The 16,086-nt window shown below is 38.5% G+C and carries 11 protein-coding genes; 4 read left to right on the forward strand and 7 right to left on the reverse strand.

Annotated features, from left to right (window positions below; genetic code table 11):
* From IQ236_RS06705 to IQ236_RS06715, 3 genes are all read right to left on the reverse strand, one after another.
* On the reverse strand, positions 1 to 225 hold a 225-nt coding region (locus tag IQ236_RS06705), incomplete at its 3' end, for an RRXRR domain-containing protein (RefSeq protein WP_193868541.1).
* Positions 226 to 799: 574 nt separating this feature from the next.
* Positions 800 to 1,984, reverse strand: a complete 1,185-nt coding sequence (locus tag IQ236_RS06710) for an NAD(P)H-quinone oxidoreductase subunit H (protein WP_193868542.1) — start codon at positions 1,982 to 1,984, stop codon at positions 800 to 802.
* A 677-nt stretch (positions 1,985 to 2,661) separates the two neighbouring features.
* Complete coding sequence (locus IQ236_RS06715) at positions 2,662 to 3,279, reverse strand: DUF6335 family protein (RefSeq protein ID WP_228041463.1); 618 nt, start codon at positions 3,277 to 3,279, stop codon at positions 2,662 to 2,664.
* Between the two features lie 421 nt (positions 3,280 to 3,700).
* Here IQ236_RS06715 and IQ236_RS06720 point away from each other — a divergent pair, with 421 nt between their 5' ends.
* The 4 genes from IQ236_RS06720 (at position 3,701) to IQ236_RS06735 (ending at position 7,613) form a co-directional block, all read left to right on the forward strand.
* Positions 3,701 to 4,351, forward strand: coding sequence for a hypothetical protein (locus IQ236_RS06720; RefSeq protein ID WP_193868543.1), 651 nt, complete (start codon positions 3,701 to 3,703; stop codon positions 4,349 to 4,351).
* Between the two features lie 203 nt (positions 4,352 to 4,554).
* Complete coding sequence (locus IQ236_RS06725; RefSeq protein WP_193868544.1) at positions 4,555 to 4,944, forward strand: sensory rhodopsin transducer; 390 nt, start codon at positions 4,555 to 4,557, stop codon at positions 4,942 to 4,944.
* 42 nt (positions 4,945 to 4,986) lie between these two features.
* Positions 4,987 to 6,627 carry an alpha-amylase family protein gene (locus IQ236_RS06730; protein WP_193868545.1) on the forward strand — a complete coding sequence of 547 codons (1,641 nt, stop codon included), beginning with the start codon at positions 4,987 to 4,989 and terminating at the stop codon, positions 6,625 to 6,627.
* 23 nt (positions 6,628 to 6,650) lie between these two features.
* Positions 6,651 to 7,613: a TIGR03885 family FMN-dependent LLM class oxidoreductase gene (locus IQ236_RS06735; protein ID WP_193868546.1), complete on the forward strand. Its 963-nt coding sequence runs from the start codon at positions 6,651 to 6,653 to the stop codon at positions 7,611 to 7,613.
* 11 nt (positions 7,614 to 7,624) lie between these two features.
* On the opposite strand, the gene IQ236_RS06740 is transcribed toward IQ236_RS06735, so the two are convergent.
* From IQ236_RS06740 to IQ236_RS06755, 4 genes are all read right to left on the reverse strand, one after another.
* Entirely contained in the window at positions 7,625 to 8,569 is a 945-nt protein-coding gene (locus tag IQ236_RS06740; RefSeq protein ID WP_193868547.1) for a diguanylate cyclase, read from the reverse strand.
* Positions 8,570 to 8,572: 3 nt separating this feature from the next.
* Entirely contained in the window at positions 8,573 to 13,567 is a 4,995-nt protein-coding gene (locus tag IQ236_RS06745) for a PAS domain S-box protein (RefSeq protein WP_193868548.1), read from the reverse strand.
* A gap of 103 nt (positions 13,568 to 13,670) precedes the next feature.
* A complete protein-coding gene (locus IQ236_RS06750; RefSeq protein ID WP_193868549.1) occupies positions 13,671 to 14,993 on the reverse strand; it encodes a TIGR03279 family radical SAM protein in 1,323 nt (440 codons plus the stop codon).
* Between the two features lie 80 nt (positions 14,994 to 15,073).
* Entirely contained in the window at positions 15,074 to 15,988 is a 915-nt protein-coding gene (locus tag IQ236_RS06755) for an undecaprenyl-diphosphate phosphatase (RefSeq protein ID WP_193868612.1), read from the reverse strand.
* Positions 15,989 to 16,086 lie beyond the last annotated feature (98 nt).

The following is a 16,086-nucleotide window of genomic DNA, read 5'->3' on the forward strand; positions in this document are numbered from 1 at the left end:
ATTGCATTGAGTTAAAGCAATACCTGTTTTCTTGGAACCGGGATCTAACTTGATTTCCACAGTCTCAATCTCAGGATTCTCAACAACCCTTTTCAGAATAATTGTAAAAGGGTATCTTCGGAAAACCGCAGCTTTCTTTTGGCTAAGAAGCTTTCTGGCTACTGAGGGATGACAGGGATTCAAAGGTTGTTTGTTATCGTCAATCACAAAGACATAATTTGACATTTCTGTCTCTCCTATTTCTAGGGTAATGTTAGCTTCGCCAATGTTTTAAGAGCTTTTTAGTCCAGTAACACTTCCTTAACCCAATACAGATGTTTAATTACTGGGGACAGAGCAACAGACTAGCTTCGCATCTATTGGTGTCGTGACTCAAAAAACGTAGTCAGTTAAGACTTGGGCTGGTAAACTATCGGCTTCTTTCAAAGCCTCCACTGTACTTGTACTCAAGTCAGTGGGGGTTGTTTACGGTAATAGCCTCTAACTCCATAATACCTAATATTTTCTTTTTAAAAGTTAGTTACTTTTGAAAAGAATCAAGACTATTGAGACGATTTCAACTTGAGTTGTGAGCAATTCGATGAAGATCACCCTTAAAAATTATTCTGTAAACGGACTCGTTTTTTTCAACACAACTGTTATTTTCAATCTAGTATTAGTATACAACAATACTTTGGGAATTCTATTTTTATAAATTTTTGTAAATTTTTTGACGAGATGCAGCGATTTGAGAGTAATTCTGTTTTGGGGATAGGGACAAGAATACCTCGCCCCAAATCCCATTTCTACCTATCAAACTCTAGCGGTCAACAGAGCCCATGATAATATCGATACTACCGAGAATTGCCACTAAGTCAGCAACTTTTTCTCCGCGCACTAATTCCGAGAGAATCGGTAAATTACAGAAATCCGCCGCTCGAATTTTGAACCGCCAGGGAAACACAGTATCATCCCCAATGATATAAATGCCGAGTTCCCCTTTGCCACTTTCAATCCGTACATAATGTTCCCCTTGGGGAATTTTGAATGTGGGGGCAATTTTCTTACCAATAAATTGATAATCAAAGCCATTCCATTCAGATTTCGGCCCCTCCATCATCCGTTTCGCTTCTAAATTCTCGTAGGGGCCACCGGGTAAACCGTCTAAGGCTTGATACAGGATTTTAACGGATTCCCGCATTTCCCGAATCCGCACTAAATAACGAGCGAAACAATCTCCGGCCGTTTCGTAGTGGACATCCCAGTCTAACTCGTCATAACATTCATAGTGGTCAACTTTGCGTAAATCCCACTTCACCCCAGAGGCGCGTAACATTGGGCCAGATAACCCCCAGTTAATCGCCTGTTCACGGGTAATTACCCCTAACCCTTCAATCCGACGTCGGAAAATCGGGTTATTGGTAATTAAGCGCTCATATTCATCAATTTTGGGGGCGAAATAATCGCAGAAATCTCGACATTTATCCACCCAACCATAGGGTAAATCAGCCGCGACTCCCCCAATCCGAAAATAGTTATTATTCACCATCCGGTATCCTGTGGCGGCTTCCCAGAGGTCATAAATTAATTCCCGTTCTCGGAAAATATAGAAAAACGGCGTTTGGGCTCCGACGTCAGCCAAGAACGGGCCAAGCCATAACAGGTGATTGGCGATGCGGTTGAGTTCCAGCATAATCACCCGAATATATTGCGCCCGTTTGGGGACGGTGACTCCGGCTAATTGTTCAGGCGCATTGACCGTGACCGCTTCGTTGAACATTCCCGCCGCATAGTCCCAACGGCTAACATAGGGAACGTACATGACAACGGTACGATTTTCGGCGATTTTTTCCATACCGCGATGCAGATACCCAATGACGGGTTCACAGTCCACCACATCTTCCCCATCCAGGGTCACAATTAACCGCAAGACCCCGTGCATGGAGGGATGGTGTGGCCCCATGTTCAAGACCATCGGTTCTGTGCGGGTTTCTATTCTGCTCATAATCTTATCTGTGTTCCCTAACGCGGATTTATGGCTTTCTTGGGATGTTTGTTTCAATTGTTTAATATTATAGGAACAGTTGGATTGTCTGAGATCGCAGCTTTGACAAAAAATACTCACAAGCCTTTTGTCCCTGGTCAGGCTCTGCACTTCCCCAGCAACCGGGTTTCTCAGCTAATTTAAGGGAATAGAATCAAAATTTCTGTTGAGAAACCGGGTTTCTTAGCTGGTTTAGAACTCTATATAGCAATCAAGATTGAATTTGTGAAAAATAACTGTAGGGGTTGGGTTCTCCAACCCAGATCCCTAGCGGGTTTGGCAACCAAACCCCTACAATAAAATATTACAAGCTTCACAGGGATTGCTATATATTGTTAAGGTGTAGTTTTAACTCCACACAATCAGGAGTCTAGTATGCACTTACTAAGAGTTCAAGTTCCTAATTTTCGAGGCTTGGATCAAGTTAATATTACGTTTGAGAAAGATTTTTTTTCTCGAATTTTTCCTTTTCTTTAAAATTTTATATCAGTTTGTATAAAATTCTATATTGATAATAATCATTCTATCCCTCTCCTAAGAAACCGTATTTGCTTGGGAGAGAGATAATTCTAAAAACGCTTAAATTCGTGACGGAATGGGATTTTTTTAGAGGTTTTATTCTCCCCTATCAATTTAGACTACAAACGTTCGTTTTCCCGGTCTTCATAATCCTCAGAAGAAGTCGGATCTAATTCCCAGCGTTGATCATCTCGTTTTTCTAAAAATTCTGTTGTCCGCAGGGAAGAGCGATCGCGCATTTCCAAACCCACTGCGGCTGCAATTTCCTCTACAATATCTTGATCCGGTGTGGCGACCGTCCCGCCAACGGCTTCATCGCCAACAGCATTGGCTTGTTCAAAATTAGCATCAATATCTCCACCTGTTAAAACTGCACTGGCTTGATTAAATTGATCACTTTGGCTTAAATGATCGCGTCTACCCGCACGGTCAGTAGGTTGTCCTTGTAGTCCTGTCCCTAATGATTGGGTCATTTCTGGGGGTAAATCACTAATCATTTCTGGATCATCATTAATATCCCAATTATCATCCGTATCATCAATCATTACCGTATTGAGTTCTTCGGGATCAACGGAAATTTCTATTAAACCCATTTCCTCCTCAATGCTTGCTAATTCTGCTAAGGTCGGTTCTTGATTTTGATTCAATTCAATCTCATCTTTAATTTTTTGAATTAAGTTTTGATTGTGAGGAAGTTGATTTTTTTTCCCTTTAGACGGGTGAGTTCGATTAGCCATGATGTTTTCCTGTTTATCTATGCTATTTGCACGGTATCTGACTGAAGCTAGATTTAATAACTTCATAAAGATAGACTCCCACTTCTTCCCATTTAGGGATATCTCAACCTGAAAGAATTTTATGAAATTCTCGGAATACTTAATCTATTTATGTTTTATAAAAAAACATCTATCCCAAGTTATAAGATCTGAATTATAACTTGAATTTGATTAAAACTCTTCCTCAAGTTAGAGAAGAAAACCGGAAACACAATTAATAATATAACTTTTGCTAGACGATGAGTTCTCTGTCCAAAGGTTAATGTATAAGCACGTTGATGATTGGCTTAAACATACCGAATCAACAGATGCTGTTAATCAGGCATTACCTACATAAACTTCAAAGATTCAGACTTTTTAATTTTAGGAGAAGCTAAAAAAAATGGCATACACTGATGAATCCGGCCGAATTATTGATCATCCCGTTGCTGTGGGAACAGACTATCATGATCGTGTCCGTTGGGGCCCTATTTTTGCAGGTTTAGTTATTGCCATTGGAACCCAATTAATATTGAGTGGAATTGGTGCAGCTATTGGTTTAACTGGACTTGCCAACTCCGGTGCACCTCGTTCTAATGCTGACGATACGGGGACAGCCGTTGGCATTTGGTCAATTATTAGTTTATTAATTGCCTTGTTTGTTGGCGGTTGGTTAATGGCTCGTGTTTGTGGGCCGATGAATCGTACCACCGCCCTCTTGAATGGTGCCATTTTGTGGGCTACAACATTAGCCATTAGTGCTTGGTTGTTGTCGAGTGGGGTATCCGGTATTTTTGGCATTGTTGCGTCTAATGCTGGAGAAGTGATTAATCAAGTTCAAGAAGGCGGTGTCAATGTTCCCGCCAATACCCCCAATGTCACGGCACAACAGGCTCAAGATATAGCTTCAAATGCAGCTAAAGCGAGTTGGGCATTTTCCTTTGGCTCTTTGTTAGGATTAATTTCAACTTTAGTTGGCTCATCCGTCGGTGTTCATAAACCCTATTCAGGCTCTACAGTCCAACCTGGAGTAGGTAGACCTTATGCTCGATAAAATTCCTTAGATTTTATGGTATTCAAACCCATGATTTTATCAACCCAGTTTCTATAAAAAGCTGGGTTTTTAATATTAATTTTTGATTTCCATCTTAAGGGTGAAGAAAGTAATTTTTAAATATGATTAACTTCTATATAAAGGGAGATCAATCATTGAAATTCAATGAATATTAAGCTTTAATGATTAAGGAATAATTGACTATGGTTTTACAAATTGGAGATAATTTACCCATTGGAAGTTTGCGTTGGGCGATCGCTGAAGGCTATATTCCTGACTATAGTAACGGCCCAGAGCCTCAATTTACCAGTCATGAAACGGCTTGTATTTTAAATACTTCTGATCAAGATGCTTATGTAAAAATCACCATTTATTTTAGCGATCGCGAACCCGTCGGCCCCTATTGTTTGACAGTTCCCGCAAGACGGACAAAACACCTGCGTTTTAACGATTTAACCGACCCTGAACCCATTCCCCGTGATACCGATTATGCCAGTGTATTTGAGTCGGATGTTCCGATTGTTGTCCAACATACTCGCCTCGATTCTCGACAGTCGGAAAACGCTTTACTCAGTACCATTGCGTATTCCTAGTTTTAGTTTTTTAGTTTCAGTAAAATCAAGTGATTATCCCTCATGGTTAAACAAAATTTTTGGTATAAAAACGCCATTTTCTATTCCTTAGATGTCGAAACCTTTAAAGATGCAAATGGCGATGGGGTGGGAGATTTTCAAGGCTTAACCCAATGCTTAGATTATTTATCAGGATTAGGAATCACTTGTTTATGGTTATTACCCTTTTACCCTTCTCCCAATCGAGATAATGGCTATGATGTCATGGATTATTATAACGTTGATCCTCGTCTGGGAACTTTAGGGGATTTTGTCAAGTTTATTCATCAAGCTGAAAGTCAAGGAATTCGAGTGATTATTGATTTAGTCGTGAATCATACTTCTATTGAACATCCTTGGTTTCAAGATGCCAGAACTCATAAAAATTCTAAGTATCGAAATTATTATGTTTGGTCAGAAGAACAACCCCCAAAAAATCAACCCGAATTAATTGCCTTTCCTACAATAGAAGATAATATTTGGGAATATGACCAAAAAGCAGAAGCTTATTATCTACATCATTTTTTTAAAGAACAACCCGATTTGAATATTTCTAACCCAGAAGTTCAAGAAGAAATCTGTAAAATTATGGGTTTTTGGTTAGAGTTAGGGGTTTCTGGGTTTAGAATTGATGCGGCTCCTTTTTTAATTCAAGGCGTGGGAATTAATGGAGAAACCCAAGAAGATTTACAACACTTTTTAGAGGAAATGCGGAATTTTGTGATCTCCCATCGCACGGACGGGGTGTTATTAGCAGAAGCAAATGTTCCCCCCGATAAAATTCCAATTTATTTTGGAAATGGGAATCGAATGCAAATTCTGTTTAACTTTTTAGTTAATCAAGCGATGTTCCTAGCCTTGGTACGTCAAGAAGCATCAACATTGTGGCAAGGTTTAAAAGCATTACCCGATATTCCCGACACAGGAGAATGGTTAAATTTTGTTCGTCACCATGATGAATTAACTTTAGATGCGTTAAGTCCTTCTGAACTTCAAGAAGTTTTTGAAGCCTTTGCACCGGAAAAAAATATGCAAATTTTTGGGCGAGGAATTCGCCGCAGACTTGCACCCATGATGAAGGGAAATCGCCAAAAAATTGAACTGATTTATAGTTTAATGTTGAGTTTACCCGGTATTCCTTTATTACGTTATGGCGAAGAAATTGGTATGGGAGATGATCTATCTTTGCAGGGTCGCACTAGCGTCCGAACGCCGATGCAATGGTCAAATCAACCCAATGGAGGATTTTCTAATGCTCCGGCTGAAAATCTCACCCAACCTGTCATTAGTGAGGGGGAATATAGTTATCAATTAGTTAATGTTTGTGAACAACAACGTGATCCGAATTCCCTGATTAATTGGACAGAACGTTTAATTCGTATTCGCAAACAATGCCCCCAATTCGGTCAAGGAAAATGGCATTTACTAGAAACCGATCACCCTGCTGTCTTTGCTCACTGTTGTCAAGGCAAAGATGAATCTATTTTAGCATTGCATAATTTAGGGGATCAAGGTTGTAATATTACCCTAAAATCGAGTGAAAATTATCAATATTTAATGGATGTTTTTGGTGATCAATATTACGATCCTCTCGATCAAAGTTTGACTTTTATTCCTTTATCAGCTTATGGATATCGTTGGTTGAGAGTGAATCAAAAAAACTAACATAATTATAGGGATAATTTCTCATGGTTAAAATTGGTTATCATGCGTCCCACGAACAATTTAAACCCAGTGAATTGTTAAATTATGTTCAACAAGCCGAACAAGCGGGGTTTCATTTATCCTTATCTTCTGATCATTTTTATCCTTGGAGTGAAAAGCAAGGACAAAGTGGATTTGCTTGGTCTTGGTTAGGGGCGGCAATGCAAGCCACACCGAATTTATCCTATCGAATTGTTTGCGCCCCAGGTCAACGATATCATCCGGCAATTATTGCCCAAGCAGCGGCAACTTTAGCAGAACTTTTTCCGAATCGATTTTGGTTAACCGTAGGCAGTGGTCAAGCGTTAAATGAACATATAACAGGGGATAAATGGCCTTGTAAAAGCGATCGCAATAGTCGTTTAAAAGAATGTGTTGATATTATTCGAGCTTTATGGGCGGGTGAAACCGTAACCCATCGAGGTTTAGTAACAATTGAAGAAGCAAAACTCTATACCCGTCCTGAAATTAATCCCTTAATAATTGGCGCTGCAATTACCGCTAAAACCGCCGAATGGTTAGGAAGTTGGGCTGATGGGTTAATTACTACATCTCGTCCCCCTGAACAATTAAAAGAAGTGGTTGATGCCTTTTATCGCGGAGGAGGAGAGGGAAAACCCATGATTTTAAAAGTGCAGTTATCCTATCATGCTAATGAAACCATTGCTAAACAAGGAGCATTTGATCAATGGCGAAATAATATTTTTCAAAGTCTGGTTTTATCAGATTTAAAAAATCCTGAACAATTTGATGCACTGGGAGAATTTGTCACCTTAGAAGAAGTTGAAAATAATGTCCGAATTTCGTCCGATCTCCAACAACATATTAGCTGGTTAAAACAAGATATTGAACTAGGGTTTAATGAGATTATTTTACATAACGTTAATCGAGAACAGAAACAGTTTATTCAAGGATTTGGAAAAGAAGTGATTCCGGTTTTAAGCTGATTAAAAGACAGTTAACCCGGTTTTAAAGCATAAGCAAAACAAGTATTTCGTCCTTGAGCTTTTGCTTGATATAGGGATTGATCTGCCCTAGAAAGAATATCCTCAAGGCGTGTATCCTGGGGTTCAGAAATAGCGATTCCAATACTCACCGTCATTTTTAAATCATCTTTTTGGGTCGGGATAGACAAATCAGCAATTAAACGACAAATATCTTGGGCTATTTTAACTGCATCTTCGAGATTTGTATCTAATAACAAAATCACAAATTCTTCTCCCCCATAGCGTCCAAAATAATCTGCTTCTCTGAGGTAATTCCTAATTACTGATGTAAAGGTGATTAAAGCGCGATCACCCATGAGATGGCCATACTGATCATTAATTTGTTTAAAATGATCTAAATCTAATATCAATAAAGAAAAGATTTTTCCCTGTTGAATTGATCGATTAAATTCGACTTCAGCCACTTTAAAAAAACTGCGACGATTTAAGATTTGGGTCAGGGAATCCAGTTGAGATAATTGTTCGAGTTGTAACAACGTGTTTTTTAAGATGTCGGTTGTATGTTTTAGGGTTAAATGAGTTTTGACCCGTGCTAACAATTCAGTTTTGATAAACGGTTTCGTAATAAAATCAACAGCCCCCATCTCAAAGGCATTAACTAAACTCTCTTCTTCATGACTAGCGGTGAGGAAAATAATCGGAATGTCTTGAAACTGGGGAGTATTTTTTATGACTTGACAAACCTCTAATCCATCCATTTCAGGCATCATTAAATCCAACAAAATTAAATCCGTTTGATTATTTTTTAGTCGATTTAACGCTTGAAAACCACTGGTTGCAAAGGTAGTATTATATCCGGCTTCAGTGAGCATTTGTCCGACTAATTTCAGATTTTGAGTAATATCATCAACAATTAAAATCAGAAAGTTTTCAGGAATAAATGTTTTGAGTTGCATAAATCAAACTCCTTGTTTACAGTAAAGTTTTAATCTTTCTCGAATCTGAGGGAAATCCTCAATGGTTTGAGGAATTGTATTCCAATCAAACGCTTCTAATTGAGTTTCTAAAGTTTGTATATAATCTAATAAGGGTTGATATTGATACTGTTGCCCCCAGGCAGCCAGACGTTGAACAAAATGTTGTAAATCTCTGGTTCTTAATGTTTTTCGCAACGTATTCCAAACCTGTTCTTCTTCTTGTTGAAGTTGAAACAGGAGTTCTGTACACGCATCAGAACTGAGGAATAAAACAGGAGAAACCCCGGATTTTTCTTTCGGACTTTCTCTGTCAATCTCGGTATTTTCGGGAGGGCTTTGGTATATTAAATGTCGCTTCATTTCTCTGACTAATTGTGGCAAACTGACCGGTTTTCGCAAAAATCCTTGACAAAGTGATTGAACTTCTGCTTGTTCTTCACTTTGACAAGATGCGGTCAAAATCACAATCGGAATCTGTCGAGTTTTTTCATCTTGTTTGAGAAATTGAGCCACCATTTTTCCGTCCATCTCCGGCATCCGTAAATCCAGAAGAATTAAATCGGGTTGATGAACATTTGCCATCTGAATTGCTTGTTTCCCATTCTCTGCTAAAAATAATAAATGATGAGTTCCGGCAAAGTATCCTTGAATTAATTCTCGGTTAGATTGCACATCATCAACAACCAAAATTGTACTCGCTTGAAATTGGTTGAGATTGCGATCTTCAGCAGAATTTAATTTCACCGAGATCGGATTTTTAGCCTGAGCAATGTCGGGAAATACAAAAGTAAAAATACTGCCTCGTCGCAATTGGCTTTGAAGCAATATAATCCCCCCCATCATTTGAGTTAAGCGTTGAGTAATCGCCAATCCTAAACCGGTGCCTCCATACTTACGATTACTTTGTCCGGCACTTTGAACGAAGGCTTCAAAAATACGAGTCTGCTGATGGGGTGCAATCCCAATTCCTGTATCTTCAATCGCAATTTCTAACCAAACTTTTTCGCTATTGCAGGCACAATAGGTTTGAGTTCGTGCAGAAATGCTAATATATCCCTTTTCCGTAAACTTAAGAGCATTACCGACAACGTTAAATAAAATTTGACGTAATCGTATCTCATCAATATAAATCAATTCAGGGACATTATCTTCAATTTGGATGTGTAAAACTAACCCTTTTTCTGTGGCTTTATGGTTAAAAATGTTTTGAATTTCCTGAATCAGCACCCTTAAGTTAACGGGGCCATAATCGAGTTCCAGTTTCCCCGCCTCAATTTTAGACAAATCAAGAATATCATTAATTAAGGCCAGTAGAGTTCGACTAGCGGTGATTACAGCGTTTAAATAAGAGACAGATCTCGGTTCATGAACAACAGATTGTAGTAAATCTGTAAATCCTAAAATAGCATTCATGGGTGTCCGAATTTCATGACTCATATTCGCCAGAAATTCACTTTTAGCTTGGTTTGCCATTTCTGCTTCCCGTCGAGCTTGTTCGAGAGCTATATTTTTTTGGGTTAGTTCTTGACTCCGACGGGTTTCTTGTTCGAGTAATGTCGCTAATTCTTGCTCTAAGCTTTTGCGATCGCTAATTTCAACTAAATATCCCAACATTTCCACGACATTTCCCGCTTCATCTCGAATTTTCCTTAACTGTGTTAAAAACCAGCTATAAGTTCCATCTGCTTTCAACCACCGATATTCATGAACATAATAATCCTCAGTGAATTTTGTTGCTAAGTTGGTTAAAACCCACTCTACATCATCAGGATGAATCTGTTGAATCCAGAAGCTCGAATCTTCTAAAAAAATTTGGGGTTCAAAACCGACAATTTCTTTAACATTTTCACTAATAAAAGTAATCGGATAATTACCTTCTGGTTTGCAACTTAAAATAACAATGGGAGAATAATTGAGCAGGAAATTTAAGCGATCGCTGGTTTCATTTAATTCTAATTCGGTTTTTTTGCGATCGCTCACATCCAAAATCACCCCTCGCCAAGCTATATCTCCATTGTCTCGATATTCAGGACGGGAAGCTTCTGCAATCCATTTTATATCCCCATTGGGCATTTGATATCGCCACTCATAAAACAGGGGGGTTAGGGCTGCTGCACTGGTGGAAATTAACCTCCGATGTTTTTCAAGATCTTCAGGATAAAAGCCCGGTTCTAAGAGTTTATGATTGCTAATTAACTGCTCTGCGGTCAAGCCAAAGACTTCAAAACAACCATCACTAATATATTCAAGAAAACTAGAACCATTTGGACGTTTAACATAGGTATAAATTGCCCCGGGAATGTTATCAGCAACGGCTTTTAATTGGGCTTCGCGTTGATGTAATGTTGCTTCAATCTTTTTGCGATCGCCAATATCAAAGGTCATGCCTAAAATTTGTTGAACCTCTCCGTTATCATTTAAAAGGGGAACGTATTTGATAATAATGACATAAGGTTCTAGTCCCTCCATTTGCAATGTAAATTCTCCAATTTGTACGGTCTTGGTCGCAATGGCATGATCAAGTAACGGCAGATATTTAGAATAAACTTCCGGGGGATAAACATCTTCATCTCGACGACCGATGAAGTTTTCTATAGGAATTTTTGTGCGTTCTGATGTTCGTTGATTGACATACTCAAATCGACGTTCTGAATTATAAATTACGAAGACATCAGGAGCGTGTTGTACTGTTAAAGCAAATAGTTCTTCATTGTGTTTCAGTGCATTTTCGGCTTCTTTGAGATCGGTTAAATCTTGAATACTGGCGAGAATTCCACAGATCTTATTTTGTTCATCTAAATAGGGAATATAGCAGCGCCTTAAATAGCGTTTTCCAAGGGTATCGAGCTCTAGCCATACATCATTTTGAACAATTTCCCCTTGTAAACATTGATCCAGATAAGGTTTGATGGTTTGTGAAAAAATTTCACTTCCTAAAGTTCTTTCAACAGAATGACCAATAAGGGCTTCTATAGGTTGATTAATGAGTTTTAAGTAAGCCGGATTTGCAATTTGATAAATATAGTTCTGATCCAGTAAACAAATTGCATCCGCCGTCATCGCGACAATGCGTTCATATCGTCTGAGGGATTCTTCATAATATTTGCGATCGCTAATATCTTCAATAATATAGGAAAACCGAGGACGATCATTTTCCGATAAACCAATATAAGACACCGTTGCTGATAACCATTTCTTTTTCCCATCAGGTTGATCATATTGACACTCAAATTTGACGGGTTTTCCTAAACGTTGACTTTCTCGATAATGATTCATCCAATGTTGAAGCAACGGGTAATTTATACCCAATTGACTAACAAATTTATGGTGAATTTCCTCATTTTTTTTTCCTAAGAATTGAGCCGTTGCTAAATTGACTGAAAGATGTAAAACATCCGTTTCAAATAGTTCAACAACACCCATCATCATTGGAGAAGAATTATAAAAACTATTCAGAATTTCTTGTTGGTGTTTTAAAGCCGTTTGGGTTTCTTGACTGCGCTCTAATTCTTGCCTTAATCGTTCATTGGTTTGTGCTAATTCAGCCGTTCGTTCTTGAACTTTGGCTTCTAATTCTCGATTAGCTTGTTGAACTTTCTCTAGTAACGTCGCGTGTTGAATTCCCAAAGCAACATGAACTGATAAATTTTCCAAAAATTCTATTTCTTCGGGTTCCCATGGCTGAATGATCCTAAAATTTTGAGCAATTAATCTACCCCATAGCTGGTTTTCAAATCGAATTTCAACAGCTAAATCTGAATCAGAATTGTGATAGATGACCCCGGCATCGAGAAGTGAGTATTGGGGGTTTTCTACAGATTCAACAATGACTCTTCGACAATCATCGGCTTCAAATTTTTCAATGATCACGCGATCGCATTCTAACAATTGCCGAACTTCTGTCACCGTTGTCTTCAAAATCAGATCTAAACTTAAAGAAGCTCGAATTCGTAAAGCGGTATCCGTTAAAAGCTGATGTCTTTGACTTTGTTCTTTCAGCCTGGTTGTATGAATTTTAACTTCTTTTTTTAAATTAAAATTAATACTATTTAAAAGATTTATTTTTTCATTATTAACTTGTTCAAGCTGTTTTTTTAAAAGAGAGATAACCGTTTGTAATTCATTCAAATCAATCGCTTGTAAAATCGTAGTTTGAGTGACCAAACCCGCTAAATATCCTTGCTCATCCGCCACCACTAACCGCCGAATTCTATGGTGCTGCATGGATTGATGAGCATCCCAAAGAGACGCTTTGGGACTAATAAATAATAAGGGCTGACTCATGACTTGTTCTGCTTCTAACTGGCTTAAATCCAGTTCCAAAGCTTGAAGATTTAAGATATCTCGTTCGGTTAAGATTCCCAAAGGACGAATTTTTTCAGGCGTGAATTTGTCTCCAATTACCACACAACTCACTTGATGCTCTGTCATGAGTTGTGCTAACTTTAAAACACTGGTTTTTCGAGAGCCACCAATCACAGTGTTCACCATGACATCTCGAATCGATTGACATTTCAAAATATCAGCCGGTTGCAAGATACCCCGAATACTATGAGGCGTTATAATTCCCACAGGTTGTCCTGTTTCATTCACAATCGGTAAATGACGAATCCGATGTTGGCGTAGAATTGAAATCACCTGTAAGGGTTCTTGAATCTCCCGTTCTTGATAGGTAATTAACTGTCGGGTCATTACCTGGGAAACAGGAATATGGTGCAAATTTTGTCTCTGGGTTGCCAATTTTACACAGTCTCGTTCTGTGAGTAAACCGACTAATTGTTGATGGTCTAACACCAAAACACAACTGGGATAGGTTGATTGTTGGTCAGGTTCTGACTGTCCATTTCTCGCTTTCCGGGGATTTTGAGTCATCTGTTGAACAACATCAAAAATAGAAGTATCGGGAGAAACAACCCAAAAATCACGCTCAATATAATCGTTAGAAATGGGAAATGTAACTTCTTCTGAAACTACCATTGTCTCCTGACCCCCTTTGAAACAAAAATGGGCTTGATCGTGAATCTTCCTTTATTATGGAATAAGAATTCAGTGATCTACACCACTTTTGTTCCGATTAAAATTAATCCTTCAACGCAATAGAGATTAATTCTTCAACCTGACTCACCGGGAAAATTTCTGTCTCCAGTTGTTCTGCGAGTTCCGCTACGGTCATATCATCCAGAAACACAGGTTCTCCTTGTTTTAACATCACCGAGGGTAATAAAATCCCATCCCCTAATGGTTTTCCCTTTAATCCTTGCAGCAAATCTTGTCCGGTTAATAGACCTGTAACCGTAATCTCTTGACCCCAATATTGACTCGCTAAAGCCACCAAATTCACCGTTAGTCCTGAAATGTCATTTAAGGAGTTTAACAAGGGTTGAAAGGCTTTTTCAACGGCATTTCCGACCACCCAAGTGAACTGACGGGGAATGGAACAAGATTGAATTGGGTATTCTTTGACGGTTTGTTCAAATTCTTTAATAAATTTGCGAATAGAACCTACCCCATTACCAATTTGAGGATAATCTTGATAATGGGATTCAGGGGGTAATTCTGCACCTGCAATCAGAAACAGTTCATCAGCAATCCAAACACAAGTAGAACCCAATTCTTGTTGAAATTTTTGTTGTAAATTTTGAACTTGAGTAATAATTTCTTGAGCTTTTTCTGGGGTAACTGGAATTAATTCATCTTCGGGAGGACGAAACCGAGTTAACCCCACAGGAACCACCGCAACGGAAGCAACGGTTGGGATTCTACCGCGATGAAATTGAGCTAAATCTAAGAGGGTTTGTTCGAGGTGTTGACCATCATTAATTCCGGGACAAACCACCACTTGAGCATGAATTTGTAAACGATTCTTTTTAAACCATTTTAACTGATCTAAGATTTGACCCCCACGGGGATTTTTTAATAAGCGAATTCTGACTTCAGGTTCGGTGGCGTGAACGGAAACATACAACGGAGAAAGGCGTAGTTGAGCGATTCTATCCCATTCTCGTTGAGATAAATTAGTTAAGGTTAAATAGGAACCATACAAAAAGCTCAAGCGATAATCATCATCTTTTAAATATAAGGTTTCTCGTTTTCCGGGGGGTTGTTGATCAATAAAACAAAACGGACAGCGATTATTACATTGAATTAATCCATCAAATAAAGCGGATTCAAACTCTAAGCCTAAATCTTGATCATAGTCTTTTTCAATTTCAAGTTGATGGGTTTTCCCCAATCGATCTAAAACTTCTAATTCTAAAATTTCATCAGCACATAAAAATTGATAATCGATTAAATCACGGGGTTGTTGTCCGTTAATTGAAATAATGGCATCTCCAGGTTCAAAGCCAATTTCTTCAGCAATAGAATCAGGTAATACAGTTGTAATTTTAGCAGGTCGAATCATAGGAGGAATTAAACATTAACAATCATAGACTCCGTAGAGACGCGCCATGGCACGTCTCTACTCTACTACAAGATTGTAGTCTAAATATTCTTTAACGCACCTCCCCACACAGCCGCTAGAATCATGACTCCAAAGGCGAGACGATACCAAACAAAAATCCAGGTACTTTTGCTTTGTAAATAACGAATTAACCAAGCAATGGATAAATAGGAAAAAATGGCGGCGGAAATTAAACCTACCAACAAAGGAAAGATTGGTATATTCCCTATTCCATCAACCAACACCGTTTTTAATTCTACAATTCCCGCTAAAGTAATTGCTGGAATTCCTAATAAAAATGAAAAACGAGCGGCAGTTGCTCGTTCTAAACCGATAAATAATCCAGCCGTAATGGTAGATCCAGATCGAGATACTCCGGGAATTAAGGCTAAGGCTTCGGCTAATCCCATTAATACTCCATCTCGGACTTTTAGCTGTTCAAAATCTCGTTTTCTAGTTCCTATATTTTCGGCTAATCCTAATAAGAATGCCATCCCAATAGAAGCGAATGCAATTACTACCATACTCCGCAAAGGAGAGTTATCATAATCAGGAATTAAAAGTTTAATTAACAATCCAAAAAAGACAATTGGAATAGTTCCTAACGCAATCCCTAACGCTAAACGAAAGTCTACAGACTCATAATCTTTTTTTTGAATCGCTTGCCATGACCCTAGGGTGACTTGAACTAAATCATGCCAAAAAAACCAAATCACTGCCACAATACTACCTAACTGAATAATGGCTGTAAATGCAATACCGGGATCTCCCCAACCTAACATAACTGGAATGACTTTTAAATGGGCGGTACTGCTAATGGGTAAAAATTCTGTTACTCCTTGAATTAATCCCAAAAAAAATGCCTCTAATAGATTAATATCGGAACCGATTGAAGCCGAAGATGCCGTTTGAGCCAATACATTTGCTGCTCCTAAATTCAAAAGTAAATCAGGCATAAAAATCATAGAATACCAACTCAATAACATCTGATTACACATCACAAGTCCTAATTTCCCTTAATGTGGAAAATTTCAGGATGCAATCTATAGACCCA

It is taken from the genome of Planktothrix mougeotii LEGE 06226, from assembly GCF_015207485.1.
Lineage (GTDB): Bacteria > Cyanobacteriota > Cyanobacteriia > Cyanobacteriales > Microcoleaceae > Planktothrix.

Bases quoted from the DNA above. Each gene is read 5' to 3' on its own strand.
- IQ236_RS06710 (WP_193868542.1), bottom strand. From the start codon at position 1,984: ATGAGCAGAATAGAAACCCGCACAGAACCGATGGTCTTGAACATGGGG.
- IQ236_RS06715 (WP_228041463.1), bottom strand. From the start codon at position 3,279: ATGGCTAATCGAACTCACCCGTCTAAAGGGAAAAAAAATCAACTTCCT.
- IQ236_RS06720 (WP_193868543.1), top strand. From the start codon at position 3,701: ATGGCATACACTGATGAATCCGGCCGAATTATTGATCATCCCGTTGCT.
- IQ236_RS06725 (WP_193868544.1), top strand. From the start codon at position 4,555: ATGGTTTTACAAATTGGAGATAATTTACCCATTGGAAGTTTGCGTTGG.
- IQ236_RS06730 (WP_193868545.1), top strand. From the start codon at position 4,987: ATGGTTAAACAAAATTTTTGGTATAAAAACGCCATTTTCTATTCCTTA.
- IQ236_RS06735 (WP_193868546.1), top strand. From the start codon at position 6,651: ATGGTTAAAATTGGTTATCATGCGTCCCACGAACAATTTAAACCCAGT.
- IQ236_RS06740 (WP_193868547.1), bottom strand. From the start codon at position 8,569: ATGCAACTCAAAACATTTATTCCTGAAAACTTTCTGATTTTAATTGTT.
- IQ236_RS06745 (WP_193868548.1), bottom strand. From the start codon at position 13,567: ATGGTAGTTTCAGAAGAAGTTACATTTCCCATTTCTAACGATTATATT.
- IQ236_RS06750 (WP_193868549.1), bottom strand. From the start codon at position 14,993: ATGATTCGACCTGCTAAAATTACAACTGTATTACCTGATTCTATTGCT.
- IQ236_RS06755 (WP_193868612.1), bottom strand. From the start codon at position 15,988: ATGCCTGATTTACTTTTGAATTTAGGAGCAGCAAATGTATTGGCTCAA.